The sequence below is a fragment of the Pseudodesulfovibrio thermohalotolerans genome (assembly GCF_021353295.2).
Classification (GTDB): domain Bacteria; phylum Desulfobacterota; class Desulfovibrionia; order Desulfovibrionales; family Desulfovibrionaceae; genus Pseudodesulfovibrio; species Pseudodesulfovibrio thermohalotolerans.
The window spans coordinates 2758310-2784536 of record NZ_CP120635.1 but is presented as its reverse complement, the minus strand read 5'-3'; the positions used below and the strand labels follow the sequence as shown (position 1 = coordinate 2784536).

Sequence of the window (26227 nt, the reverse complement as noted above, 5' to 3'; positions counted from 1 at the left end):
CTTGAGGACAAGAGCAGACGCAAGGTCGATTGAAGGGAAGGAGATAGGAACTATGTGCGGAATCGCGAGTTTTTTGAGCAACAGGCTGTGGCTGCACGTGCCGGACGTGCCCTGGCTCGCCGACCTTGAAGCCTCCTTTGGCGCGGTCCGGGAAAGCGGCGATCTATTCGACGCCGCCAAGCCGCTGGATGAGCTGGCGGAGCGGTTCTACGACCTCATGTCCTTTGGGCTGCACATGCGGCTCGTGAGCGATCCCGAGGCGTTGCGGGCGCTTTCGTCCATCCGGGACACCATCCGGAATCTGCGCAACGCGGCTGCCGTGAAGCTGGAGCAGGGACCGCGCACCGACGAGCTCGAAGGGTTGCGCGAGACCCTGGACGACTATTTGTGGCAGATCGAGCAGGAGGTCCTGGTCAACAGGGACCGCACCCTGTCGCTCATGCCCGGCGACTTGGCCGACGCACCGGACGCCCGCGACCGGCATTTCCTGGCCTGGGGAGCCGAGCAGGTCCTCCAGTCCATCGACAAGCTCGAAGTGCGCGGCCGCGACTCGTCGGGCGTGGCCCTGGCCTTTATCCTGCCCGAGGGCGCGGACCCGGAGCTGGCCCTGACCGCCGAGCAGAAGCAGGAGCTGGCGGACCGCTGCTCCATCGGCAACGCCGACACCCGGCAGGTGCTGGTGCGCAAGCTCGCCGACGGCCGGACCGCCTGCCGCTTCCTCTACAAGGTGGCCCAGCTCGTGGGCCAGCTCGGGGACAACGGCGCGGCCCTGCGCGACTTCATCCGGCGCGACGACCTGCTCTGGACCATGTCCGAGGGGTTGCAGACCCTGAATATCATCGCCCACACCCGCTGGGCGTCCAACGGCATCATTTCCGTGCCCAACTGCCACCCCGTGGACGGGCTGGTCGAGGGCGACATGTCCACCGGGCTGGAAAAGACCATGTTCGTGCTCAACGGCGACGTGGACAACTACCGCACCCTGGTCGAGGAGTCGGTCCTGGCCAAGGGCGCGCTCATTCCGCCCGCCATCTCCACGGACGCCAAGATCCTGCCCGTGCTTTTTCACTTGGGCGTGGAGAACAAGGGCGACGCCGAGGAGCGGTTCCGCAACGTGCTCAGGCGGTGCGATGGCTCCCTGGCCGTGGTCATGCAGAACCTCAATGATTTCGACTCCCAGTTCCTGGCCCAAAAGGGGTCGGGCCAATCCTTCTACATCGGCAGGACCCGGGACGGCTGGCTGGTGGCGAGCGAGGCCTACGGCATGGCCGCCCGCGCCCGCTCCTCCTTCCCCGTGGCCGTGCACAGGCAGGGCGGCGTATCCGTGGTCCTCAAAGACACCGACCCCGAGAACGCCATCCCCGTGGCCCGGTACCTGGACAACGGCGAGCCCGTCGAGCTGGCCGAGGAAAAGATCGAGATTTTCTCCCGGGACATCTTCCGGGGCGAGTTCACCCACTACATCGAGAAGGAAATCCACGAGGCCCCGGACTCGGTGCGCAACACCCTGCACGGGAAATATCTCAAGAAGAACGGCGGGGTGGAATTCCTGCCCGAGGGATTCGGGCACGGCCCGGCCCTGGTAGAACGGTTTCGCGACACCGAGCATCCCATCCGCCGGATAATCTGCGTGGGCCAGGGCACGGCCGCCGTGGCCGCCATGGCCGTGGCCCAACTCCTGCGGCGCACCCTGTCGGGCACGGGCATATCCATCGAGCCGTACACCGGCTCGGAGCTGATCGGATTCATGGGCGAAGAGCGCATGGACGACGCGTTCCTGATCCCTGTGTCGCAGTCGGGCACCACCACGGACACCAACCGGGTGGTGGACCTTTGCCGCGACCGGGGCGCGTGGGTCAACTGCATCGTCAACCGGCGCAACTCGCCGCTGGTGCAGAAGTCCGACTCGTACATCTACACCTCCAACGGCCGCGACGTGGAGATGGCAGTTGCCTCGACCAAGGCGTTCTATTCCCAGATCGCGGCGGGCAAGCTGCTGTCCCTGTGGCTGGCCGACATCCTCGGCACCCTGGACCGGCCCGCCATTCTCGGCGAGATCGAGTCGCTGGAGAATTTGCCCGGCCGCATCGACCGGGTGCTGGAGACCAAGGAGGCCATCGCCGAGGTGGCGAGGAAATTCGCGCCCGTGCACCGCTATTGGGCGCTGGTCGGCAACGGCTCCAACTGCGTGGCCGCCCAGGAAGTGCGCATCAAGCTCTCGGAATTGTGCTATAAATCCATCCCGTGCGACGTCACCGAGGACAAGAAGCACATCGACCTGTCCACCGAGCCGCTGACCCTGGTCATGGCCTCCGACCTGCCCGAAATGGTGGTCACGGACACGGTCAAGGAGACCACGATCTTCAAGGCGCACAACGGCTCGCCCATCGTGTTCTGCGCCGAAGACGAGGACCGTTTCGACGCCGTGGCCGAGGCGACCATCAAGGTGCCCCGCGTGGGCGGCGGCCTGGATTTCGTGCTGGAGACCGTGGCCGGCCACTGGTGGGGCGTGTCGGCGGCCAAGGCCATCGACGCCCATGCCGAGCCCTTTCGCCAGGCCCGCGCCCTCATTGCGGAGATGCTTGAGGACACGGCCCGGTTCGACCGGGGCAAGCTCCTGGTGTCGCTGAACAAATGCAACGAGCGGATCGCCTCCGGGGCGACGGATTCGGCCCTGCCCGCCCGCGTGGCCTCGTCCCTGGCAAACTATATGCTCTGGCTGGTCAACCAGTCCGAGGCCATCTGCGCCACCGAAGCGCGCCTGGCCGACATCCTTACGGTCCTCAACAAGGCCATCGAGGAAATGACCCGCCCCATCGACACCATCCGCCACCAGGCAAAAACCGTCACCGTCGGCATCTCCAGGCCGCAGGGGTAGACCCATGAATGGCTTGCACGGCACCAACAGCATACATCGATCGGACGGCCGCCCAGCGGAGGGCGCGTTCGCGTCGTTTGTTCAGGCGGGATATCGCGTGGTCTTATCGAGACAGGGAGCCGGAAAGCGCCCGAGCCTTTGCGGCCTCGGCAGGGAGATACGGTCATGAAGAATCGGATCGCCAACGCACTTACCGTGGACGTGGAAGACTATTTCCAGGTCAGTGCCTTTGAGCACTGCATCGACCGTGCGTCGTGGGATTCCATGGAATTGCGCGTGGAAAACAACGTGGCCCGAATTCTGGACCTCTTTGATGAATTCGGGGCCAAGGGGACGTTCTTTACCCTGGGGTGGATCGCGGAGCGCGCGCCCGGTCTGGTCCGGCGCATCGCCGACCGTGGGCATGACATCGCCTGCCACGGCTACGGGCACCAGCTTGTCTACGATATCGGGCCGGATCGGTTTCGCGAGGATATCCGCCGCGCCAAGGCGATTCTGGAAGACCAGTCCGGCAAATCCGTGACGGGCTACCGCGCGCCGAGCTACTCCATCGTCGATCGGTCCCTGTGGGCGTTGGATATTCTCATTGAGGAGGGGTTCGCCTACGATTCCTCCATCTTCCCCATCTTCCACGACCGCTACGGCATTCCCGACGCCCCGCGCTTTCCGCATGACATCGAGCGGGAGAACGGCGCGATCCGGGAGTTTCCGCTGACCACAAAATTCTTTTCCGCCTTCGGCAAGGAGATGAATTTCCCGGTGGCCGGGGGAGGCTACCTTCGCCTGTTTCCGGTGAGCCTCATCAGACGGGCCTTCAAGTCCATCAACTCGGACGGCAACCCGGTTGTTCTCTATTTCCACCCATGGGAGATCGATCCGGGCCAACCCCGCATCGCGAATACGGGATGGAAATCCCGCTTCCGGCATTACGTGAATCTGGACAAGACGGAGTCCAAGCTGCGCACTCTGCTCGGCTCGTTCCGTTTTGCCCCCATGGCCACGGTATTGGGCGTGGACGGAGGCGGCCATGGCGTCTAACGGCATACGGGTTTCCTTCGCCGATCTTTCCGCTCCGGCGGATGCGGTTGCCTGGAACGCGTTTGTCGACGCGACGGACGGGGCCGCCAACTACCATCGGTCAGGCTGGCTCGGCGTTGTCGAGAAGACCTTCGGCCATGCCCCGCAGCCGTTGTGGGCGCGGGACGACGCCGGTGCGGTGCTCGGCATCCTGCCCATCGTGCTCATGCGGAGCCGTCTTTTCGGGACCTTCCTCACCTCGCTTCCCTTCTTTAATTTCGGAGGTGTTCTTGCGGATGACCCGGCCGCGTCGAGCGCGCTGATCGAGCGGGCCGGGGAACTTGTTCGCGAGTGCGGTGCGCAGTTCCTCGAATTGCGCCACATCGGCGCGGTGGCGGAGGGGCTGCCTTCCAAGACGCACAAGGTGACCATGCGCCTGGATCTCTCCCCCGGGACGGAAGCGCTTTGGGAGGGCTTCAAGGCCAAGGTGCGCAACCAGGTCCGGAAGGCCAGGAAGTCCGGGCTGACCGTCGCAACCGGGCGGCACGAGCTGCTGGACGATTTTTATGCCGTCTTCGCCCGCAACATGCGCGATCTGGGAACGCCGGTGTACTCGAAAAAATTGTTCGAGAACGTGCTGGACGCGTTCCCGGAATCCACCCGGCTGTTCACGGTCAACCATGCGGACGGCTGCGTGGCCGCCGGTCTCGGCACCTGGTATCGGTCCGTCTTCGAAATTCCGTGGGCGTCGTCCATTCGGGACTACAATTCCCTTTGCCCCAATAATCTCCTTTACTGGACTCTTATCGAACACGCCTGCGGGGAAGGGTGCGAGACTTTCGACTTCGGCCGTTCCACGCCGGAAAAGGGCACCTTCCGGTTCAAGAAGCAATGGGGCGCCCAGCCGGTGCAGCTCAACTGGCAATATCTCATGCCGAACGGCGGCGAACTGCCCGAGATGAACCCGGAGAACTCCAAATTCCAGCTTGCCATCCGCGTCTGGCAAAAGCTGCCTGTGCCTTTGACCAAACTCATCGGGCCGCCCATCGTGAGGAACATCCCATGACGTTGCGCGCCCTGGCTCCTTCCGGCGTCCCCTTTTCCCTGAGCGATATCGTTCATGGCCTGCTGGCGGCCATGGGCGGCGAGCGGAGCATGGCCCGTTTCCGGGATCAGGTGGCCGACCGCTTCGGCAAGCGGCACGTCCGGTTCTTTTCTTCGGGCCGGGGAGCGGTCAGCGCGGCGCTCAACGCGCTGCACACGCGGTTTCCGGCTCGCGACGAGGTCGTGATTCCGGCCTACACCAGTTTTTCGGTGGCTTCCGCCGTGGTCCACGCCGGGTTCAAGGTCCGCCTCTACGACGTGGACCCGGAAACGCTTGGTCCTGATGCACAGAGCTTGAAGCGTGCCCTGAGCGACAGGTCGTTGTGCCTCATGGTTTGCCACCTTTTCGGCTGCCCCGCCGACATGGACACGGCCCGGACGATGGCCGGGGAACATGGCGTGCCGCTGTTCGACGATGCGGCCCAGGCCATGGGCGCGGCCTGGAAGGGCAGACTGGCCGGAACGTTCGGCGACATCGGTTTGTTCAGCCTGAGCCGGGGCAAGAATATTTCCGCCGTGGACGGGGGCATTCTGGTCACGAACGAGGATTGGCTCGCCGAGGCGTTGGACGCCCTGGCCCCCGAGCCGCCGTCCGCAAAGGAAAAGGTCAAGCTTTGGCTGACGGCCCTGGCCCTGTGCTTTCTCCTGCATCCCCGCCTGTACTGGATTCCCAACAGCCTGCCGTTCCTGAAGCTGGGCGAGTCCCATTTCGATCCCGATTTCGGGGTGGCCGCATTGACGCCTTTCCAGGCCGGGTTGGGAATACGGATGCTGCGCCGCCTGGACCGCATTAACGCCGGGCGCAGGCGTGTCGCCGTCCAATGGATGAACGCTCTGAAGGGGAGGAAATTCCCCAGCCTGCCGGAAGGCGGCGATTCAGTATGGCTCCGGCTTCCGCTGCTGGACAGCGGGGCGGGCGAGGTCATGAAGGAGTACGGCGTGGTTCCTTCCTATCCAAGCGGGCTGCACGAGATAGAGGCGTTGCGGCCGCATCTGGCCGGAAGCGGATCGTATCCCGGCGCGGAGCGTCTTGCGCGGTCGTTGGTAACCCTGCCGACCCAGGGATACGTCACGGAACAGGACATCGAACATGTCGCCCGCGTGTTGGGCGGGGGGACTGCGTGATGGAATCCGTTTTCTGGTGGTGCCTGGCGGCTCTGGTCTATGCCTTCGCGGGGTATCCCCTCGCGTTGCTTCTACTTGCCCGGCTGCGCTCCCGGCGCGCCGTCGTCGGCGGGGACGGCCTGCCGAGCGTGACCATGATTCTGTCCGCTTTCAATGAGGAGGGGGTCGTCGCCGAGAAGATCAGGAATTTCCTCGACCTTGAGTATCCTCCCGAGAAGATGGATTTCATCATCGTTTCGGACGGCAGTTCGGACAGGACCGCGGAAATCGTCGGCGGGTTCGTTGGCGAGCGGGTGCGTCTGCTGGTCCAGGAAACGAATCAGGGCAAGACGGCCGCGCTCAACCGGGCCGTCGGCGAGACCGGCAGCGATATCCTCGTCTTCACGGACGCCAACTCCATGTTCGACAGGGACGCGGTCATGAAACTGGCCGGACGATTTGCCGACCCCGAGGTCGGGCTGGTCAGCGGACATTCCGAGTACATCGGGAAGAACGGCGAGTCCGGCAGCGGTGCGTACCGCCGCTACGAGGACCGCCTGAAGGAACTGGAAGGCTCCCTTTGGGGCGTGGTGGGCGCGGATGGAGCCATATACGCCATGCGCCGTTCCCTGTACCGGCCGATGCGTCCGGAACACATCAACGATTTTCTCCATCCCATCCAGGTCGTCATGGATGGGTACGCGGCCGTGCAGGAGCAGGGCGCCATCTGCCGCGAGCCCGTGGACGAGGTCGGTCCGGGAGAACTGAAGCGGCAGACCCGCATCATGACCCAGTCATGGATCATCGTCTTTTCGCAACTGCCCAAGCTCGTGAAGGCGGGCTGCATCGGTTTCCTGTGGCAGCTCTTTTCCCACAAGATTTTGCGCTGGCTGACCCTGCCGCTCATGGCGCTGCTTCTGGCGGCGAACCTGTGCATTCTGGGCGGGGGGGCCTTCTATGTCCTGTCCCTTGCCGGGCAGATGCTCTTCTACGCCGCGGCCTATGCCTACCGCCGGACTGACGGCGGCATCAGGCAGTTGCCGTATTCCTTCCTCCTGCTCCATCTGAGCGCGGTCATCGGCCTGATCCAGTATTTCAAGGGCGAAAAATACATTTCCTGGAAGCCGAGGGCGTCCTGATGCTCAGTGCCGTCCACAGCCCCCGCATCGGCCTCATGCCGAATATAGCCATTTACCTGCTGATGCTCGTCTTTGTCGGGAATCTTCCCGCCTTCAGCTCGATTTTCGCCTTCCGAGGGCTAGGGTTCATCGCCGCGGCCGTGGGTCTCCTCGCCGTGGCCGTATCCCCGCAGCGGCAATCCTTCGCCGACATGTTCAGGGAAGTGCCCGTGTTCAAGTTCATTCTGGGCCTGATGGCGATGGTCTATCTTTCGGTGCCGTTGAGCGTCTGGGTGGGCGGGGCGCTCAGCATGGCCAAGACCTATCTCTATACCATCGCGTTTTTCTTTCCGCTGGTCATCCTCGCCAAGGGTGAAAACGGATTGCGCATTTTGCTCAACAGCGGCCTGCTGGTCTTCACCCTGCTCGCGTTCGGCCTGGTGCTGAATCACGGTCAGGGACGGGCCATGATCCAGGGCTCCCTCTATGATTCCAATGACGTGGCCTACGTGTTGCTCTCGCTCATGCCGCTGTTGTTCTATTATCTGCATTCCTTGCGGATTCCGGTCGTCAAATGGGCCGGCTATCTCGTTATCCTGGCGGGGGTATTGGGGCTGGGGCTGACCGAATCACGAGGCGGCGTCGTCGCCTTCGTGGCGGTCTTCATCGTGTTTCTGCGTTTTGAAAAAGTGAGCTTCAAGCTGATTCTGTCCGGGGCGTTCATCGGGCTGATCGCTCTCTACTTCCTGCCCGGGGCGTTCTGGGAGCGGATGGCGACGCTGACGGACCTTTCTTCCGATTACAATATGCAAAGTGAATTCGGAAGGATAGCCATATGGGAACACGGCCTCGAAATGTTCTACACGAATCTCCTCACCGGAGTGGGCGTAGGTCAGTTCTCGGCGGGCAGCGGCATGAGCGGAGCCGTATTCATGACGGCGCACAACTCCGTCATCCAGATTGCGGCGGAGCTGGGGCTCATCGGCCTCGTCTGCTACCTCGTCATGGTCCTGTATCCGTTGCGGACCTTGAAAAGGCGGATCAAGGACCCGGCCATGAAGGCGCGGCCTCACTACTCGCTCTACAAGGGGCTGTACATTTCCTTTGTCGGCCAGTTCTGCGGAAGCCAGTTCATTTCCGCCGGATATTTCAAGAGCCTCTATTATCTGTTGGCGGTATATATCGTCCTTGCCCTGATCGATGCGGCGTATGACGCGGAGAGTGTCGCGGAAACGGTTGAGCCCGTTGCCGATGCGGTATCCGATGAGTCCGATGAGGGGAAGAAACGGAAGTACAAAATCAAGAAAAAACGTACATACACGTTGGTGGACAAGAAGCATTAGGAGGAAGTTATGGACGCTGCTAACAATCATGCGAGTGCACGCCTTGCCTGGACGATCCGCTGTTTCGTCCTGATCGTGGCATGGGCGGTGTCTTCGGTTTCCGCCGATGCCGCGAGCCAGGGATTCAGCCCGCGCGGGCCTGGCGGGGCGGGCGGCGTATATGGCCCCTCTTTTTCGTCGTATCAAAAGGGCCTGGTTTTGCTCGGCTCCGACATGGGAACGGCTTTTCGCTCCACCGACGGCGGCGCTTCCTGGGAGATGATTCATCGGAAATTCGGTCCGAATTTTATGCAGTTCTCTCCTCCTGCCGCATTTTTCAAGGACGCCACCTTTTGGATATTCAAGTTCAGGCGGCTACGGGTGAGCCGGGACCAGGGCGTCAACTGGCAGACCGTGAAGAATGCGCCCTGGAAAAAGGAAAGAGTGCTTCATCTCGGCGCATTGCCGGGGAATCCGAATGTCCTGCTGGTCGGTACGAAGAAAACCGTCTGGCGTTCCACCGACATGGGAAAGAGCTTCGACAAGGTGTTGGATGTCCCGGTTTCGGAGTTCGTTGCCCTTGGGGATGTCGTTTACGCCTTGGCCGGGAACAAGGAACTCATGATGAGCAAGGACCGGGGCAAGACCTGGACGTCGCGGCCCATGAATATCGGAGACGGGGAGAAGCAGGACGTGTTCAGCCTGGCGGGAGGACAGTCGCCGGATGGTCCGGTTCTGTTCGCCGCCATCCGGAAACGGGGCGTCTTTCGTTCGAAAGACGAGGGCGCTTCATGGGAGCATGTGCGCAGGTACAAGGGAGAAAAGCTCCTTCTCATGGACCCGAAGCAGGCCAGTGTGGTCTACGCGGTTCAGACCGGGTCCAACGTGAACAAGGAAGTGTTGCGCTCCGTCGACGGCGGCGACACATGGGAGAATACATTCAGGCTGAAGGTCGTCTGGGAAAAGGATCGTTTCAAGGATTACAACGTGGAGCCGTCCTGGGCGCAGACAGAGTTGATGTGGGGTTACTACATCACCAACTTCGGGCTGGGCATGGACCCGTTCGATTCCCGGCATCTCATTTTGACGACCCAGGGCGACATGTATGAGACCCGTGACGGCGGCGACACCTGGCAACCCATCATCAATACGGTTCTGCCTCCCGAAGAGGGCGAGACCGCTCCGCGATATGCCTCCACGGGCCTGGAAGTCACCAGTTGCTGGCAGTATTATTTCGATCCGTTCGACAAGAACGTCCATTACGGAGCCTATTCGGATATCGGGTTCCTGCGTTCCGACGACGCGGGCAAGACGTGGAGTTGGGCCGCGAAGGGGTGCCCCTGGCGCAACACCTATTACCAGATCGCCCTCGACCCGGACGTTCCCGGCCGCATCTTCGCCGCCACGAGTAAACGTCACGACATCCCGCATGACATGGCCCTGGCCATAACCCGGCCGAGCGCATCCACACATCAGGGCGGAGTGGTCGTCAGTGACGACAGGGGCCGCAACTGGACCGTTCCCTACGCTCCGGGCAAGAGCGGCGGCCTGCCCAAGCTCGCCTGCACCGCCATCGCCCTTGATCCCAAGTCGCCCAAGGACAGCCGGACGCTGTACGCCGGTTTGTTCGGCGAAAACGAGTTGGCGGGCGTGTTCCGTTCGGACGACGGCGGCAAGACCTGGGCCAAAAAGAGCCGGGGATTGGGCGTGGTCCCCAACATGCACGTGTTGCGGCTGGCCATTCATCCCGAGAGCGGCAACATATACTGCCTCATCACCGGCCTCAGGAAGAAAGGGGCCGTGTACAAGATTCCCGGCGGAGTCTGGAAGTCCACGGACAAGGGCGAGAACTGGCAGTATATCTCCGCCGAATCCGATCTCAACTGGCACGCCACGTCCCTGTACCTGAATCCGGAGAACGAGGACGAGATTTACGTGACGGCCACATCCCCGGCGGGCCGCTGGATGACGGGCGGGCTCTACCGGACGCGGAACGGCGGTTCGTCCTGGGAGCACATCCTCACGGACAAGCAGATCGGCAAGGCCGCCGGAGGAGACTCCTGGGACCACACCATGAGCTTCGCCGTCCATCCCGACGATCCCGACCTGCTCTACGTGGGCACCACCCACCACGGCCTTCTTTACAGCCGGGACGGCGGGAGCAGTTGGAAGAGTTTCGAGTCGTTTCCCTTCAATACCATCCAGTCCGTTACCGTGGACCCGGACGATCACGACAGGATGATCGTCACGACCTTCGGCGGCGGGATATGGGAAGGCCCGAGCCGTCCTTAAGGGCTTTGGGAGAACATGATGATAAGCGGACGGGATTTCGTGGTATTTTCAGACGACTGGGGGAGACATCCCTTCAGTTGTCAGCATCTCATGAATGTTTTCCTCAAGGGAAACAGGATGCTTTGGGTAAATACCATAGGCCTGCGCAACCCGACCATTTCCATCTATGACGCCAGACGCATCGCGGAAAAGGCCATGGGTTGGCTGGGCCGGGGCGATGGTGGGGACGATCTTGTCCTGCCTGAAAACCTGACCGTGATTTCGCCCTTCATGGTTCCCTGGAATCAGTTCGGCATTCTCAGAGCCTTCAACAGACGCCAGGTTGTGTCCTCGGTGCGGAGCGCCATGGAGGAGCTGGAGTTCGACTCGCCCCTCGTGGTGGCCACCGTGCCCAATGCGGCGGACTACATAGGCCGGCTCGGCGAGCGGCTGTTCGTCTACTATTGCGTGGACGAGTTCAGCGAATGGCCCGGGGTCAACGGCGAGTTGGTGAAAGACCTCGAAAGGACGATGTTGTCCGGGGTGGACATGGTTGCCGCCGTGTCCGACCGGCTGGCCGCGAACAAGAAGGCCGCCAACGGGCCGACCCACCTGCTGACCCATGGCGTGGACATCGGACATTTTGGGCAGGCCTCCAGTGCAGAGCCCGCGGAGATGTTCAGGGACCTGCCCGGGCCGGTGATCGGCTATTTCGGCCTGATCGACGAACGCACCGACCAGGACCTGCTGGTCGCGCTCATGGAGCGGTTCCCGGAGTCGTCCCTGGTGCTCATCGGCAACACCAAGGTCTCGTTGGGACGTTTGGAGCAATTCGACAATTTTCACCACGTTCCGCCGGTGCCCTATGAGGTCCTGCCCCGGTACATCGCGGGGTTCGATGTGGCGATCATTCCGTATCTCGTCAATGAATTGTCAAATAATATCAACCCGCTCAAGCTCAAGGAGTATATGGCCTCCGGCGTGCCGATCGTTTCCACGCCACTGCCCGAGGTCGTCAAATTCGACGGCTTTATCCGTACGGCTTCGACCTCGGCTTCGTTCACCGAGGCCGTGGCGTCGGCGTTGACCGACGGCGGGCGGGACGTTTCGGCGGCCCTCGTCGGGGAGTCCTGGGCGGATAAGGCGGAACTCCTGTCCGGTTGGATGGCCCAACGTCTGGAGGAGAAGTCGGCTGTCATGTCTGATGAAACCGTATGCAAGCCCGTGTCGGAACCCGGCAAGCGGGATGGAGAATAAATGACTGTCCTCAAGTATATTTTCGGAAGCTCCCTTTTGCGAAACGCTTCCTATTTCCTGACGATCGCCACGGGCCTTATCGTGACGCCCATCCTGGTGCGCTCGTTGGGGAGCGAGGACTACGCCAAATGGGTGCTGATAAACACGCTGCTCATTTACTTCATGGCGTTCGATTTCGGCTACTCCTCCAGCGTTGCCCGCTACGTTTCACGCAAATACGAGGAGTGGGGGGAAGGGAGCGCGCAGCGGTGCATCACCACGGCATTTTACGCTTTGTGCGGCGCTCTGTGCGTCTCGCTTCTGCTCATAGCCGTGGGCTATACTTTCCTGGAGGAGCGGTTTTTTTCCGGTATGCCGCCCGAGCTTATCGTGTCGGTCCTCTTTCTGCTCCTCTGCTATTCGACCATAATTCCCTTGCGCGTATTCCATGGCGTTTTGCGCTCGCAGTTGAAGTGGAACACCATTTCGCTGATCGTCATGACCAAGTCGGTGTGCATGAATATCATCATCGTTATCATGGTGCTCAACGACTACGGGCTCTATTCCGTCATCTTCCCCAACGCGGCCTTCGTCATTCTCGAATACCTGGCGTATTTTTATTTCGCCAAGCGGTCCTACAAGTTCTCGTTGAGTCCCAAGGGGTTCGACCTTCGCGTGTTGAAGTCGCTTTCCTCCTACAGCATCTCTTTTTTCCTGATTCAGGTCTCCAACATGTTCGGCAGGCGGATGCAGGCGTTCTTCATCGCCCTGTACATCAGCCTCCCGGCGGTCACGATCTATACGATCGGCTTGCAGATGCTCAAGTATTACGAGGAGCTGATGTGCAGCACCTTTGATGTCCTGGCTCCCTATTTCAGCCGCCATGAGCAGGATTCGCAGCGGATGATCTCGGATTACCTGACCATCTCCGCCCATTGCTTTTCCGTGGCCGCATTCGGCGGATACATGGTGTGGGCGTATGCGAAGCCGTTCCTCTATTATTGGATCGGGCCGGAGCTGCTTCCCTCGACGGCGGTTATCAGCGCACTGGTGATTCCCTTTGTCCTCAGGACGGCGCACATCCCGAGCCGGGAGCTTCTCTACGGGACGTCCAATCATAACTTCATGGTGCCGTTGAACGTCCTTTCGTTCGCCGTCAATCTCGCTCTGCTGTTCTTCCTGGTGAAGCCGTTCGGCATGGCGGGTGTCCTGTGGGCCATGGGCAGCACCATGCTGTTCTTCCGGGTGGGCGTGTTCATGTATTTCCTGTTCAGGAAAATGCGCATCCCGGTCGGGAAGTATTTTTATAACGTCTACGCCAAACCGCTGGTGGTTTTTATGCTGCCCCAGTTTTTGGTACACTATTTTGTCTACCCGCGTTTCGACGTGTTTTCACCGGAACTCGGGTTCGTGTTCGCGCTCAGCATCGTCCTGTTCAGCGTGACTTTCTATGCCGTCGTGCGGAAGGAGTTGCGCGAGCCCGAAGCCCCTGCGGAGCAGGGCTAGGCGGGCAAGGTTTTGGCAATGGTTTATCGTAAGGGAATCGCGGGCGGAGCGTCGCGCGGCGAAAGCGGCGGTCAGTCGGATTCCCGAGAGTTGGTTCGGAAGATTGAACGGGGTGAATATGAGTCGTTGTTCGGGTAAGGAACATGGGTTGCCGCCGGCTTTGGTAACCTCCGCCCAGAGCCGGGTGGGATATACCGTGGCGCGGCAATTGGCCAAGGCCGGAATCCCCGTGATCGTCGGGTCCGGTTCGGAAAACGTCATGGCCATGCAGTCCCGGCATGTGTGCGGCTCGTTTGTCCATCCCTCGCCGTTCAAGGACGAGGACGGCTTCGTGCAGTGCCTTCTGGAAACTGCCGACAAGTACTCCGCGAAAGTGCTGATGCCCATGCTGGAGGAGACCTTTCTGGTGGCCAAGGCGGCCGGGAGGCTGCGCGAGCGGTTCGCCATCGCCATGCCCAGCTATGAAACGCTGTTGAACGTGCACGACAAGTATCGGCTCGGCCTGCTGGCCGAAGAGATAGGCGTGCCCACGCCGAGGCTGGCGTCCTTCGAGCAGATTGCGGCGGATCGTTCCCTGCTGGACGCTTTTCGGTTCCCGGTCCTGGTCAAGCCCCGGCAGGGCGGCGGCGGGTGGGCGGTCAACGAGTTCGCGACCCCGGCGTCCGTGTTCGAAATCCTCGAAAGGCGGCAGTATCTCGATCTGCCCCTGGAACGCTTTTTCGTGCAGGAAAAGATCAAGGGGTCGGGAATCGGGCTGGCCATGCTCTACGGCAAGGGGACCTGCATGGCCTCCATAGGCTATCGCCAGGTCCGCACGTACCCGGTGCCGTTCGGCCAGCCGACCTATCGGGCCAGCGTCCACCATCCCGAGAGCGAGCGTCATCTCAGGACGCTGCTCGACCACCTAGAGTGGGACGGCGTCTGCCAGGCGGATTTCCTGATTTCCAGGGAAGATGGGACTCCGTATCTCATCGACGTCAACCCCCGGTATTGGGGGTCCGTCGGGCACAGCATCGCCGCCGGGGTCAACATCCCCGTCATGCATTACCGCCTGGCCCTGGGATTGCCGTGCGAGCCAGTGGCCGGGTTCGATGTGGACGCCCGGTCGCGCTGGCTCGGCGGGGATATCATGTCCTTTGCGGGCAGTTACCGTCTGGCCGAGAACAAGCTCGCCTTCGTCAAGGATTTCCTGTTTACCCGGTCCGCATACTGCGACGACTTCTCGTTCGACGATCCGGTCCCGTTCTTCCGATGGGGATGGGACAAGCTCCGGCGCAAGGGGCATGGCGACGCGATGGAGGGAATTTGGAAGTGACGAAGCAAGAGAGGCGTCCCGCCGTTTCCATGTTCATGGCTTCCTCCATTCTCGGCGGTCCCGGAAAGGGGTTGATCCAGTTCTTTCGATGCGGCGGGAGTGAGCTTTCCCGCCCCACGGTCGTCGGATTCGACATTGAGGGAAAGACGGGCGGTTGCGAGTTCGACGACCGGATGCGCGAGTCCGATGTCCGCTTCGAGCTGCTCCGGCAGACCCGGCGGTTCGATTGGGGCCTGGTCGGACAGGCGCGGCAGATCGTGGAGAACACGCAGTCGGATATCCTGCAATCGCATGGCTACAAGCCCCACGTGCTGTGCCTGATCCTGAAATGGTTGACTGGACGGCCCTGGGTCGCCTTCGTGCACGGTTGGACCTCCGAGGACTGGCGGATGCGATGCTACAACATCCTGGAAAAAATCATCGTTCGTTTCGCCGATTCCGTCATTCCCGTATCGGAGTCACTGGCGGAGCGGCTCGGGATGCGTTCGCACCGCAAGGTCACGGTCATCCCCAATGCCGTCGATCCCGACGATTATGACCTGGACAACATCGCCCGCGATCTGCGGAAGGAATACGGCGTGGCCGAGGACGAGGTACTGCTCGGGGTTATCGGGCGGATGAGCCCGGAAAAGGGGCAGACGTATTTTCTGAAAGGGCTGAAACAGGCTCGGAACAGCCTGGGCAAGGTCAAGGCGCTTCTGGTCGGCGACGGCCAGGACAGGGCCGATCTGGAGCGTCTCGTCGCGGAGCTGTCCCTTGAGGATGCGGTGACGTTCACCGGGTACACCCGTGACGTCGCCTCCGTGTACAGTGCCATCGACTGCCTTGTCCTCCCGTCCTTGAGCGAGGGGATGCCCAACGTGGCGCTTGAGGCCATGTTGTTCGGCAAGCCGGTGCTGGCGACCCGGGTGGGCGGCACGCCGGAAGTCGTTCTCGACGGAAAAACCGGCATCCTGGTCCGGTCCGGGGATGCCGGGGCGTTGGCCGACGGCCTTGTGCGCATGTGCGGGAACCGTGACAGAATGAAAGCTTTCGGCGAGGCGGGCGCGCGCAGGGTGCGCGAGTCCTTTTCGCCTTATGAACGCGTAAAGCGAATAGTGTCGGTATATAAAACTCTTGTGTAAAGAGGAGTCTTTTTTATGGGTTATGCAACGTTTCGCCGAGCAGTCAAGGAACAGAAAAATCCGTTTTACAAGCTGCTTTACAAGATAGCCGTCAGGGTGCGCCGGATTTCCGTGCCGGTCATCAAGCCCTTTCACAATTTCCTCTATCACGAATGGTTGTTCAGGAGGGGGCTGTGGCACAATTTCTGGCGCGTGGTGTACTACGAGCCGATGTTCAAATCCCAATGCGTCGAAGTCGGCCCGGGGTTCCGCATGGAATATGCCGGAAACGGGTCGACCACCGTGGGCGGCCAGGTCGACATCTATTTCGGGAAAAACATCCGCATGTTCGACAACACCTGGATTCAGGGCGTGCCGATCGGCGGGCGGTCCGTGCTGAAAGTGGGGGACGACAGCTACCTTTCGCCCATGACCCGCATCATCGTGGCCGAACGGGTGGAGATCGGGTGCAGGTGCCTCGTGGCGGCCAAGTTCATCGCGGACAATTCCGGCCACCCCATCTCCGATGTCATGGGCCGCATGGTCTCGGGAGGCGGCCTGCCGTCGCCCGGGAGCATCAAGCCGGTGAAGGTCGGCGACTTCTGCCTGCTTGGCACCCAGACGATTATTTATCCCGGAACCGTGATCGGGGACGGGGTCGTGGCCCAGATCGGGACGCATCTCAAGGGGAACATTCCGCCCTTCACCCTGGTGGGCGGCAATCCCATGCGCATTCTCGGCAAGCTGCCCATCCCCGAGGAAATCAGCGAAATTGTCGGTGAAGAGCGGTATCAGGGCTATCTCAAGGCCCACGAGGACCTGGAAATCTAGGCCGGGAATCCGGCATCGGACATGGAGAGGGGAGCTATGCTTCGCGTCATGGAAGTCATATTCACGTTGAGCCACGGCGGCGCCGAACGGCTCGCCATGACCATTCTTGACGGTACGCGGGACCGCGTCGAGGGGATGGTCTGCGGCGTGTTCGGCGACGGCGGCCCCTTGGAGCCCGCGCTCGATGAGATGGGATTGCGCCATGTCAGCCTCGACGCCTTACGCAGGGGCAAGCTCGGAACCTGGCGGGAGCTGTACCGGCTCTTTCGTCAGGAGCGGGTCGACATCGTCCACGTTCAAGCCGGTTATCTGCTGCTCTACGCCTTCATCCCGGCCCGTCTGGCCGGAGCCAAGGTCGTGTACACGGAGCACGCGAAGCACTCCATTCAGACCAAGCCGGGGGTGCGGCGGGTCATCAGGCTGGCCGCTCCCTTCCTGAGCCGCATCACCACTGTTTCGAACAACCTGAAAGCCTTTTTCATGGACTCCCTGGGCCAGCCCGAACATCGGCTGGAAGTCATTCCCAACGGGGTGGACACCGCGTTGTTCACAGCGGCCGGGCGATCCGTGCGCGGCAGCGGGATTCCGGATGACGGACGGCTGGTATTCGGCTCCGTGGCCCGGATGACGGAGGCCAAGGACCACGGCAATCTGCTTCGGGCGTTTCGCCGGGTCAGGGACGGGCGCGATGGCGTCCTGCTGGCCCTGGTCGGCGACGGCGAGACGCGGGAGGAGGTCGAGAGGATGATCGACGAACTCGATCTGCGCGATTCCGTGCTGATGTTGGGCCGCCGCGATGACATCCCCGCCTGGCTGCGCGCCATGGACGTGTTTGTGCTGCCCTCCCGGAGAGAGGGCGCGCCCGTGTCCGTTCTTGAAGCCATGGCCTGCGGCGTTCCCGTGGTGGCCACGGACGTGGGCGGAGTTTCGGAGATCCTCGTGGACGGCGAGAACGGCCGGGTGGTGCAGCCGGAGGACCACGAGGCGTTGGCCGGGGCCATGCTTTGGATGATGGACAATCCCGAGGCCCGGGAGCGATTCGCCGAAGCGGGGCCGAAAAGCGTCGCCGGGCGGTACAGCAATCACGCAATGTGTTCCAGTTACTTGAACCTTTATGAGAAGGTGATGTCATGAGAGGAGTGATCTGCAAGTTCTTGCAAACGCTGCGCAAGGACAGGCGCTACGAGTATTTCGACGCGGCGAGTGAATTGCAGTGGAAAGGCACCGGCGAGCTGCGCGCACTCCAGTGGGAGAGTCTGAAGGAACTGTTCGGACATGCCTACAGGACCACGAGATATTACCGGGAGATCATGGAAGGCGTCGGCCTGACCCCCGCGGATATCAGGGGGTTCGACGACTACGCCCGGTTGCCGATTCTGACCAAGGACATCGTCCGCACGAGAGGGGACGATCTCATCTCCTACGCCTTCGACAAGGCGTCGCTCAGGCGCAACAGCAGCGGTGGCTCCACCGGCGAGCCGGTGTCCTTTTATCAGAACGCGGAGTTGTGGGACAAAATGAACGGGACCATGATGCTGGCCCAGACCTTCATGGGCTGGAAACCCGGCGACATGGCCGTCCGCATCTGGGGCAATCCCCAGGAATTCCGCCGGAAGCCGAGCGGGTTGAGCAAGCTGAAGTCCCGGATTTCAGGCACGATCAACCTGAACGCATACGAGTACAACCGGGCGACGCTGGGCGAATGGGCCGGGATTATCGGCGGCTTCTCCCGGGTCTTCATTTACGGCTACCCTTCGGTGCTGACGGACCTGGCCAACTACCTGATCGAGGAGAATATCAGTCTGCCCGGGGTCAAGGGCGTCATGACCTCGGCCGAAAAAATGCACGACTGGCAGCGGGAGCTTTTCGCCAAGGCGTTTTCCTGCCGGATTTTCGACCAGTACGGCAGCCGCGAGATTCCCGGCATCGCCTCCGAATGCGAACACGGCAACATGCACCTGCTGACTCATGCGGCGTACACCGAGTTCCTGCCGGACCCGGAAACGGGAACCTTCAGAATCATAGCCACTTCGCTGGCGAACGCGGGGATGCCGTTTCTGCGTTACGACATAGGGGATTACGGCGCGCCCATGGAAGGCGTCTGCCCCTGCGGACGGGGATTCCCGTTGATGAAGATGGACATCGGGCGCGTCTACGACAGGTTCATCACCCCGGAAGGCAACGCCATACACGGAACCTATTTCGTCCGGCTCCTGGCCGTGGTAAAGGGCGTGTCCGCCTTTCAGTACCGACAGACCGAGCGGAGCCGGATTGATCTGCATATTGTTCGGGGGCAAGGATTTTCCGAGGAGAGCGCGGCAACCGTCAACGGCCTGGAGGAACGGATCAGGCGCGACGTGTCCCCCGCCTTTTCCCTCGATGTCCGGTATGTCGACGACATACCGAAAACCGTGGGCGGCAAACACCGCTATATCGTCTGCGAGGTCGAAAGCTGATGTCGAGAGAAGTGCCGTGCATCATGTATCACACCGTGGGCATCCCCAAGCCGGATTGGGTGTGGAGTTTCCTGACCATGCCCTTCGAGACGTTCGACCACGAAATGCGCGTTCTCAAGAAGTGCGGCTACCGGACCCTGTCCAGCGCCGAGTTCCTGGAATGCCACAGGACCGGCGAGTTTCCGGACAAGGCCGTCTACCTGACCTTTGACGACGGGTACCTCGACAACTGGGTCTTTGCCGCGCCCATCCTGGAGAAATACGGCTTTTGCGGCACGATCTTCGTCAACCCGGATTTCGTCGATCCCTCCATGGGCCTGCGGCCGCGCTACGACGAACGGCCCGTGGACGAACTGGAGCTTTACGGCTTCCTCAACTGGGACGAGATGCGGGAGATGGAGCGGCGTGGGTGCATGGAAATCCAGTCGCACGCCATGACCCACACCTGGTATTTCTCCTCCCCGGAGATCGTGGATTTCCATCATCCGGGGGACGACTACGTCTGGATGGATTGGAACGACAGGCCGGAGAAGAAGTATGGGTATCTTGGCGCGGACGCCTACAGGGGCAATTGGGGAGCGCCTGTCTATGCACACCGCAAGTCCCTGAGCGGCCCGGTGTACACCCCGGACCCGTCCGTCCGCGAGGGGCTGATCGCCTTTGCCGCGGAACAGGGCGAGGGCTTTTTCGACCGCGCCGACTGGCGTGAAGCGCTAGGGGGCAAGGCCGATGAGCTTCAGGCCACGGCCGGAGAAGGCCGCCTGGAGACCGATGCGGAGTACCTCGAAAGGGTCCGGTGGGAGCTTACGGAGTCCAAACGGGTCCTGGAGCGGGAGCTTGGCAAGAGCGTGGACGTATTCTGCTGGCCGGGCGGCGGATATTCCGACGAGGCCGAGGCCATCGCCGCTTCGCTGTACAAGGGCGTCACCGTCGGGTCCGCCAAGCGTGACCAGGGCGGTTGGGATGAACACGGCAGCTTCAAGATCGCCCGCATCGGCGCGCAGTCGCTTTTTTTCGAGGACGGCTCCATCATTTATCCGGGCGGTTGGTACACCTGCCTGTTTCTCAGGGAATATCAGGGCGACGGCGTGGCCCGTTTCATCCGGCAGGTCTACAAGGCCGCGCTGTTGCTGAAGAAGAAAATGGCCCGTTGAATGGGCGGAGGAATACATGAAGGCATTGATTAAAAAATCCTGCAGGGGAGCGGCGCTCGCGGTGGCCTCGCCGTTTGCGCTCCTGGCGCATGTCGGCAAACGGGCGGGGTCGTCGGGTATGTACCTCGGCTGTGCGCAGTTCTTGAGTTTGTTGCCCGGAGCGGTGGGCGGATATATTCGCAGCGCGTACTACAGGCTGACGCTTCCCCGGTTCGGCAAGAACTCCGAGGTTTGCATGGGAGCCGTCATCACCAAGATGGAAACGCGCGTGGGCGACTGGTGCGGGATCGGCCCGTTTACGACCATCGGGCTGGCCGAGCTGGAAGACAAGGCCGTCGTCGCAGGCGGGTGCTCCATCCTTTCCGGCGGGCGGATGCACAATTTTTCCGATCCTAACAAGGGTGCCCTGGAGTCCTCGGGGGGCATCTACAAGCGGGTGCGGATCGGGGAAAAGAGTTTTGTGGGAGATCGGAGCGTGGTCATGGCCGACATCGGCAGGCAAACCATTGTCGGAGCGGGCAGCGTGGTCGCCAAGGAGATCGGCGACCTTGTCGTGGCCGTGGGTAATCCGGCGCGCGTCATCAAGAAAAGGGAAGAGGCCGTCGACTGATCGCGGTCGTTCGGGGCGGACAGTGATGAAGTGATTCCGGCAAGAGCGCGTTGATAGAGCAAGGAGACAGGGACGGGTTATGGATATAGTGATCGCTACCGAGAAGGACAGGGCCGACTGGAACGACTTTCTCGCCCGCTGCCCCAACGGCAATTTGCGGCAGACATTTGCCTGGGGCCGGATCAAGGCCAAGGCCGGTTGGGAGCCCATTCCCCTGATGGCGAAGGCGGGCGGAGAGGTCCGGGCGGCGATGCTTATCCTGAAAAAGCGGCTGCCTCTGGGATTCTCGCTGTTGTACGCCTGCCGGGGGCCCGTGCTGGCCTGGGACGACGTCGAGGCCGTGCAGGCGCTTTTCGAATGGGTGCGGCGAAACGCCGGGAGCCACAAGGCCGTCATGCTCAGGATAGACCCGGAACCGGGGGACGAAGCCCTGATGGCCCGTCGACTGGCCGACGTAGGCTTCATTGAGCTGGACGTGCCGTATACCGGCTGGAACCGGACGCGGTACGAGATTCGCCTGGCCCTGAAGCCGGAGGAGACCATTGACGATCTGTTCCGTTCATTCCGGAGGACCCACCGCCAGAATATCGCGTCGGCGGGCAAAAAGGGCGTGACGCTGGAGATCGGCTACAAGGACGGCGATGACCGCATATTCTTCGATCTGATGCAGCAGTTGGAATCCAACAAGCACGCGCTTTACCACAGCTTCGAGTATTACTCAGGCACGATCGCCGAATTGCTGGCCGACGGCAGCGGGGAAATCCTGAAGGCCGTGTACGACGGCAAGGTTATCGGCGTGCTGATCCTCAACCTGGTGGGCGACCGTTGCTGGGCCGTGTACCAGGCCAATGATTACGACTACCGCAAGCTGATGCCGAACAAGTTCGTACTCTGGGAGGGCATCAAGTACGCCAAGGAAAAGGGGTGCGTCTTCTTCGACATGGGGGCCACCCAGGGGCGCGCCTTCAATCCCGATTCGGCTCTGGACGGTTACAAGATGGCGTATCGCCCCGATGTGGTGGCGTTCCCGCCCTATTACGACCTGCCGCTCAACCGTCTGCTGTATCGCTGCTTTTCCCTTATGGAATTCAAGTTGATACCTCGCCTCTACGACCTGCGCCGCAAGTGGGAGAACATGAAGAAGAAGTTCGGTTCCTGACGGGCTAGGGCGACAGCCAGCGCGTGTACCTGTTCGTCCGGAGCAGCCATGCGAGCGCCAGCGAGGCGAGAGAGCAGACGATGAACACGAAGAGGCCGAAAACAAGCGGGGGAAGCCGCAGGTAGCTTTCCAGCTTGTCGAATCGGAAGAGCCAGATGAACAGGGGGTGTGAGAGGTAGATGCCGAAACCGCACAGGGCGATTTTCGTCACCGCATTATGAAGCGCGGTGTTCGTGATGCGGATTTTCCCGGCGATGAAGTAAGCGGCGAGAACCATCGGAAGCTGCTGGATGAAGCTGTACCGCATGGTGGACGTCACCATGCCGCAACTCCCCGTGGCGGCGACGATGTCCCGGGCGGAGATGAAGTTGTAGGCGAAACCGCAAACCCCGAGCGCCAGGAGAGGATATTTGTATCTCCCTCCGAAGGAATACATGAAGGTGCCGAGATAAAAATAGAAGACATATACGGGTATCCTGCCGATATGGCCGAGATTCATGAACATCTGGCTCGCAAACAGCAGGATGCCGGACAGCAGCAGGAAGGTGCGGCTGTCGAAGATGCGGAAGCGGTTTTTCAGGAGTACGACGAGAGGAGCCGCAAGGATTATCAGTATGAAGTCGTACATGAACCACAGGTGGTAGTAGGACATTTTGTACGGAATCTGGGAGAAGGTAGCGGCAACCGTGGCCCAATTCGTTTCCCAGGACACGTTCGACGTGCCCCGGATGAAACAGAATATGGCGGACCACGCCAGAAACGGCGGCAGGATTTTCCAGGCGCGGTGACGGTAATAGGCCGGGAGGTCCCTGACGGTGAACGTCTTCGGGATCAGGACCCCGCTCAGCAGAAAGAATATGAGCACGGGCCAGCGAAGGGCGGAAAAGACCGCGAGGTGGGTATTCCAATAGGCCGCCGGGGCATTGCCGCAGGCGAAAACAACGGTCTGAATACTGTGAAGGAGGACGACGCCGCCCATGCAGACACAGCGCAGCAGGTCAATACCGGCATCTCTTTCGGACAATGTTTTGTCGGACACTCCGTCTCCTTTTTCGCGGTCAGCCTTTACTGGCGTGAGGCTAGCACAACCACTTGGGGAAAAAAATAATAAAAAATTTACGGCAGCCGCGACCGGCCGCATCGGCGGTCCCAACGGCATGGAATAGGCAGGACGGAATCGGAAGGGCACGCGTCGGACCGGAAAGGCGGCGCGAGAACAACGCAACAGGCAGTCACCGCCCTTGATGGGCTTTGGAGAGTAGACACATGCCCGCATCGCTTATTGTTGGGTTGGATAAAGGTCGGCTTCAAACCGGTCTCGATGGCAGGGCGTCCAAAGGGGCCGATCCTTCGGGGCGGCTGACGGTGTCCTCGGCCTCTGGTCCCCATTGGGCGGTTCACTCCGGGTGCAGCGATAAATGCGCGCTCGGCGAAACCCGGATATACGAAGACGATCGGTATGCCGCCTGTTACGCCGGGGCGTTGATCGATCGGACCGTCATCCCGTGGCGCGAAATTCTGGACGGCCTCGAAACGGGCCGCGACGGGGTGTTCGAAACGCTCCAGGCCAACCATGCCGTGATGGTGTACAGCAAGGAAGAGCACGCCGTGTACCTCGTGTCGGACAAGTTCGGCCAGCATTCCCTGTTCATGGGCGTCCTCGAAGGCCGTTTCATCGCGTCCACGTCCATCCTCACTTTCCTGCATGTGCTGGACGCGCCGGAGCTCGATCCGGCCTGGCTGCACGATTTCTTTTTTTTCAACTATCCGCTGGGGACCACGGCCCAGCTTAAGGGCGTGGAGCGCGTGGGGCCCGGCCGCGTGGTGCGCATCGATCTTGCGACCGGCAGGCGCGAGGGACGGCGATACGCCCCGCAGCTTGAGCGGAAACGGTCGGCCATGACCATGCGCGAGGCCCAGGCCCGCGCGTTCGAGACCTTCAGCGAGCGGTTTCCGCATTACTACGACAACATCCTGCCCGGCGGGTGCGGCGTGGGCGTGACGGGAGGCTTCGACGCGCGCATCGTGGCGTCCTACATGCCCGAGGACGTTTCCGCTCATCTCTACACCTACGGCATCGAGGGATGCTCGGACATGGTGAACGGAAAGAAAGTGGCGGGGAGGCTCGGGCTCAGGCACCACGCCTTCGCGTTCGGCTCCATGGGCGAACAGGAATTGCGGGATCTGGCGGCCGACACCGTCTACTATTCTGGCGGGACCCTCAACGCCTTGCGGGCCACCCTGGCCAAGGTCTACCGCCACCTGACCGGGGCCGGGCTCGGCATTATCCTGACCGGCGTGTCCAGCGGGCATTTTTTTCGCGGCGTATTTTCCACGCCACAGGTGCTTTCGGACGCCACCGTCCAGCTCATCCGGGACCCGGGGTACACGCCGACCCCGTTCTATGCCGAGCTTTTCCGCGACGGGGACGCTCTGCTTGATTCCTTCGAAGCGAAGCGTCGCCATCTGCTGGAGGGACTCGGCTGGGCACATATGCCCGTGGAAGAGCGGCACATGAGCTTCATGCACTACGAGCAGGCCCCCAAGTATTTCGGGGGCGAATTGGTTTTTGCCGAGAGTTTCGGCCATATGCGCTCTCCTTTCTGGGATGCCCGCATCCGCGAGCTTTCCCACGAGATACCGCTCAGCACGCTCTACAACTCCCTCTTCCTGGGCCGGGGCTCGACCCCCTGGGAGTCCAAGGCCATGCTGGGTTACATCCTTGCCCATGGCAGGCTGAAGCATCTGAACGTGGATGGTATGCCGCCGAAATACTGGGCGGCCGGAACGAAGCTGGGGTATTACGTCGGCAAGGCCATTCACCAGGGGCCGGAGAAGCTCGCCCGCAAACTGTTCCCGAAAACCGGCGGCCGCGTGCCCTTGGAGGATTGGGGTGCCTGGGTGCGGAAGGCTTTTCTGCCGAACCTTCGCGGGACCATGGCCGATTCACCTCTGGCCCGTTACATCAATCCGGAAAAGGCCGAACTCATCCTCGAAGGGGACATGAACGATCCCATGACCATGCACTGGACCGGCAAGCTGCTTACCGCGTCCCTGGCGCTTGATCTGGTTGAAAAGCGGATGCCGCATTTCGCGGCGTGACGTCCCTTACGAGGCCCGTCCGCCCTTGATCCTTTTCAACAGGTTGAAGAGGGCGGGCCATTTGCGCACCAGGGGGCGTATGTCCAGGATGGTCGCCACCCTGTAGCAGAAACGTCCCAGCGGCGGTACGCGGTGGGCCATCCCGTGGGACATGGCTATCCGGCACGGGTTGCAGGTGCCGCAGGCTTCCCCCAGGAAATTCGGCCTGTGGCAGAACCAGGACATCTCCAGGATATCCAGGAAGTCGTGTTGTTGCGCTATTTCCTTCATGTCCACCTTGGTCAGGGTGACGATGGGGAAGGTGAACATGCCGAATACCGCGAATTCGTGCTCATGGCCTTCGCGTTCGGCCACGCGCCGCATTCCGTCCTGCCCCTCCTCAAGCAACGTGTGGACGGTCGCGTAGCATCCGACCGGCTGCCCGAAGTCGTTTTCAATGCATATCTCGGCATTCTCGATGCCGAACTGCTTGGTGGCCCTTGCGAGCCATTCGTATTGGCCGCCGAAATGAATTTTTTTCACCAGCTTTTCCGCATGGTCTGCGAGTTCGGGGTCGGGTTTGACGTCGGTGCGGTCGTACATGATGGTCGGCAACAGGTATTCCTCGGCTTCGGGAAATCTGGCCAGGACCGCGTTCTTTATCTTGGCCATGGCCTGGAGTTCCTGAGGCAGGGACCATCTTTCCGGATCGAGAATGTATATGGGCTGAACCGGACGCTTTTCGATAAGCAGCAATTGGAGCAGTCTGAAGGTCGAGTCCCAGCCGCCGGTGTTGAGCAGATTCGCAGGCATGGTTTTCATCGCGTATCCCGTCCTGTGGGTGGATTGTCAAAAGGAACGGATGCCGGAGGTCATTCCCGGCAACCTGTGGCTTGAGCAAATCGGCATGACAATGTTCTTTCCGTCTTCGTCGCCTTGCGGGCCGTTCTCGCGTTTCATGG

Annotated in this window: 20 protein-coding genes; 18 read left to right on the top strand and 2 right to left on the bottom strand. The window is 61.4% G+C overall.

The window, feature by feature from the left end; translation table 11 throughout:
* The first annotated feature begins 52 nt into the window (after positions 1-52).
* From LF599_RS13090 to LF599_RS13010, 17 genes are all read left to right on the top strand, one after another.
* The gene (locus tag LF599_RS13090; RefSeq protein ID WP_279521099.1) at positions 53-2878 is read left to right on the top strand and encodes an SIS domain-containing protein; all 2826 of its coding nucleotides are present in this window, start codon (positions 53-55) and stop codon (positions 2876-2878) included.
* A gap of 165 nt (positions 2879-3043) precedes the next feature.
* On the top strand, positions 3044-3916 hold the full coding sequence (locus tag LF599_RS13085) for an XrtA system polysaccharide deacetylase (protein WP_279521098.1): 873 nt from the start codon (positions 3044-3046) through the stop codon (positions 3914-3916).
* Complete coding sequence (locus LF599_RS13080) at positions 3906-4961, top strand: FemAB family XrtA/PEP-CTERM system-associated protein (protein WP_279521097.1); 1056 nt, start codon at positions 3906-3908, stop codon at positions 4959-4961. Before LF599_RS13085 ends, LF599_RS13080 begins: the two co-directional genes overlap by 11 nt.
* Positions 4958-6124, top strand: a complete 1167-nt coding sequence (locus LF599_RS13075) for a DegT/DnrJ/EryC1/StrS family aminotransferase (protein ID WP_279521096.1) — start codon at positions 4958-4960, stop codon at positions 6122-6124. The genes LF599_RS13080 and LF599_RS13075 overlap by 4 nt, the downstream gene beginning before the upstream one ends.
* On the top strand, positions 6124-7242 hold the full coding sequence (locus LF599_RS13070) for a glycosyltransferase family 2 protein (RefSeq protein WP_279523101.1): 1119 nt from the start codon (positions 6124-6126) through the stop codon (positions 7240-7242). Before LF599_RS13075 ends, LF599_RS13070 begins: the two co-directional genes overlap by 1 nt.
* Entirely contained in the window at positions 7242-8564 is a 1323-nt protein-coding gene (locus LF599_RS13065) for an O-antigen ligase family protein (protein ID WP_279521095.1), read from the top strand. The genes LF599_RS13070 and LF599_RS13065 overlap by 1 nt, the downstream gene beginning before the upstream one ends.
* A gap of 9 nt (positions 8565-8573) precedes the next feature.
* The gene (locus tag LF599_RS13060; RefSeq protein WP_279521094.1) at positions 8574-10835 is read left to right on the top strand and encodes a WD40/YVTN/BNR-like repeat-containing protein; all 2262 of its coding nucleotides are present in this window, start codon (positions 8574-8576) and stop codon (positions 10833-10835) included.
* 117 nt (positions 10836-10952) lie between these two features.
* Complete coding sequence (locus LF599_RS13055; RefSeq protein ID WP_269942061.1) at positions 10953-12071, top strand: glycosyltransferase; 1119 nt, start codon at positions 10953-10955, stop codon at positions 12069-12071.
* Entirely contained in the window at positions 12072-13556 is a 1485-nt protein-coding gene (locus LF599_RS13050; RefSeq protein ID WP_279521093.1) for a lipopolysaccharide biosynthesis protein, read from the top strand. It abuts the gene before it with no gap.
* A 196-nt stretch (positions 13557-13752) separates the two neighbouring features.
* Positions 13753-14871, top strand: coding sequence for a carboxylate--amine ligase (locus tag LF599_RS13045; RefSeq protein WP_279521092.1), 1119 nt, complete (start codon positions 13753-13755; stop codon positions 14869-14871).
* Positions 14868-15995, top strand: coding sequence for a glycosyltransferase family 4 protein (locus tag LF599_RS13040; protein WP_279521091.1), 1128 nt, complete (start codon positions 14868-14870; stop codon positions 15993-15995). Before LF599_RS13045 ends, LF599_RS13040 begins: the two co-directional genes overlap by 4 nt.
* Positions 15996-16010: 15 nt before the next feature.
* Complete coding sequence (locus LF599_RS13035; protein WP_279521090.1) at positions 16011-16805, top strand: acyltransferase; 795 nt, start codon at positions 16011-16013, stop codon at positions 16803-16805.
* Between the two features lie 36 nt (positions 16806-16841).
* Positions 16842-17939 carry a glycosyltransferase gene (locus LF599_RS13030; RefSeq protein ID WP_279521089.1) on the top strand — a complete coding sequence of 366 codons (1098 nt, stop codon included), beginning with the start codon at positions 16842-16844 and terminating at the stop codon, positions 17937-17939.
* Positions 17936-19261: a phenylacetate--CoA ligase family protein gene (locus LF599_RS13025; protein ID WP_279521088.1), complete on the top strand. Its 1326-nt coding sequence runs from the start codon at positions 17936-17938 to the stop codon at positions 19259-19261. Before LF599_RS13030 ends, LF599_RS13025 begins: the two co-directional genes overlap by 4 nt.
* Positions 19261-20415: a polysaccharide deacetylase family protein gene (locus tag LF599_RS13020; RefSeq protein WP_279521087.1), complete on the top strand. Its 1155-nt coding sequence runs from the start codon at positions 19261-19263 to the stop codon at positions 20413-20415. The genes LF599_RS13025 and LF599_RS13020 overlap by 1 nt, the downstream gene beginning before the upstream one ends.
* 16 nt (positions 20416-20431) lie before the next feature.
* Positions 20432-21025, top strand: coding sequence for an acyltransferase (locus LF599_RS13015; RefSeq protein WP_279521086.1), 594 nt, complete (start codon positions 20432-20434; stop codon positions 21023-21025).
* Positions 21026-21104: 79 nt separating this feature from the next.
* On the top strand, positions 21105-22184 hold the full coding sequence (locus tag LF599_RS13010; protein ID WP_279521085.1) for a lipid II:glycine glycyltransferase FemX: 1080 nt from the start codon (positions 21105-21107) through the stop codon (positions 22182-22184).
* 4 nt (positions 22185-22188) lie between these two features.
* Here the strand turns inward: LF599_RS13010 and LF599_RS13005 are convergent, their stop codons facing one another.
* Positions 22189-23223, bottom strand: coding sequence for an acyltransferase (locus tag LF599_RS13005; RefSeq protein WP_279521084.1), 1035 nt, complete (start codon positions 23221-23223; stop codon positions 22189-22191).
* 227 nt (positions 23224-23450) lie between these two features.
* Here LF599_RS13005 and LF599_RS13000 point away from each other — a divergent pair, with 227 nt between their 5' ends.
* Positions 23451-25286: an asparagine synthase-related protein gene (locus LF599_RS13000; RefSeq protein ID WP_279521083.1), complete on the top strand. Its 1836-nt coding sequence runs from the start codon at positions 23451-23453 to the stop codon at positions 25284-25286.
* A gap of 6 nt (positions 25287-25292) precedes the next feature.
* Here LF599_RS13000 and LF599_RS12995 read toward each other — a convergent pair whose 3' ends face one another.
* On the bottom strand, positions 25293-26087 hold the full coding sequence (locus tag LF599_RS12995; protein WP_279521082.1) for a hypothetical protein: 795 nt from the start codon (positions 26085-26087) through the stop codon (positions 25293-25295).
* Positions 26088-26227: the final 140 nt, after the last annotated feature.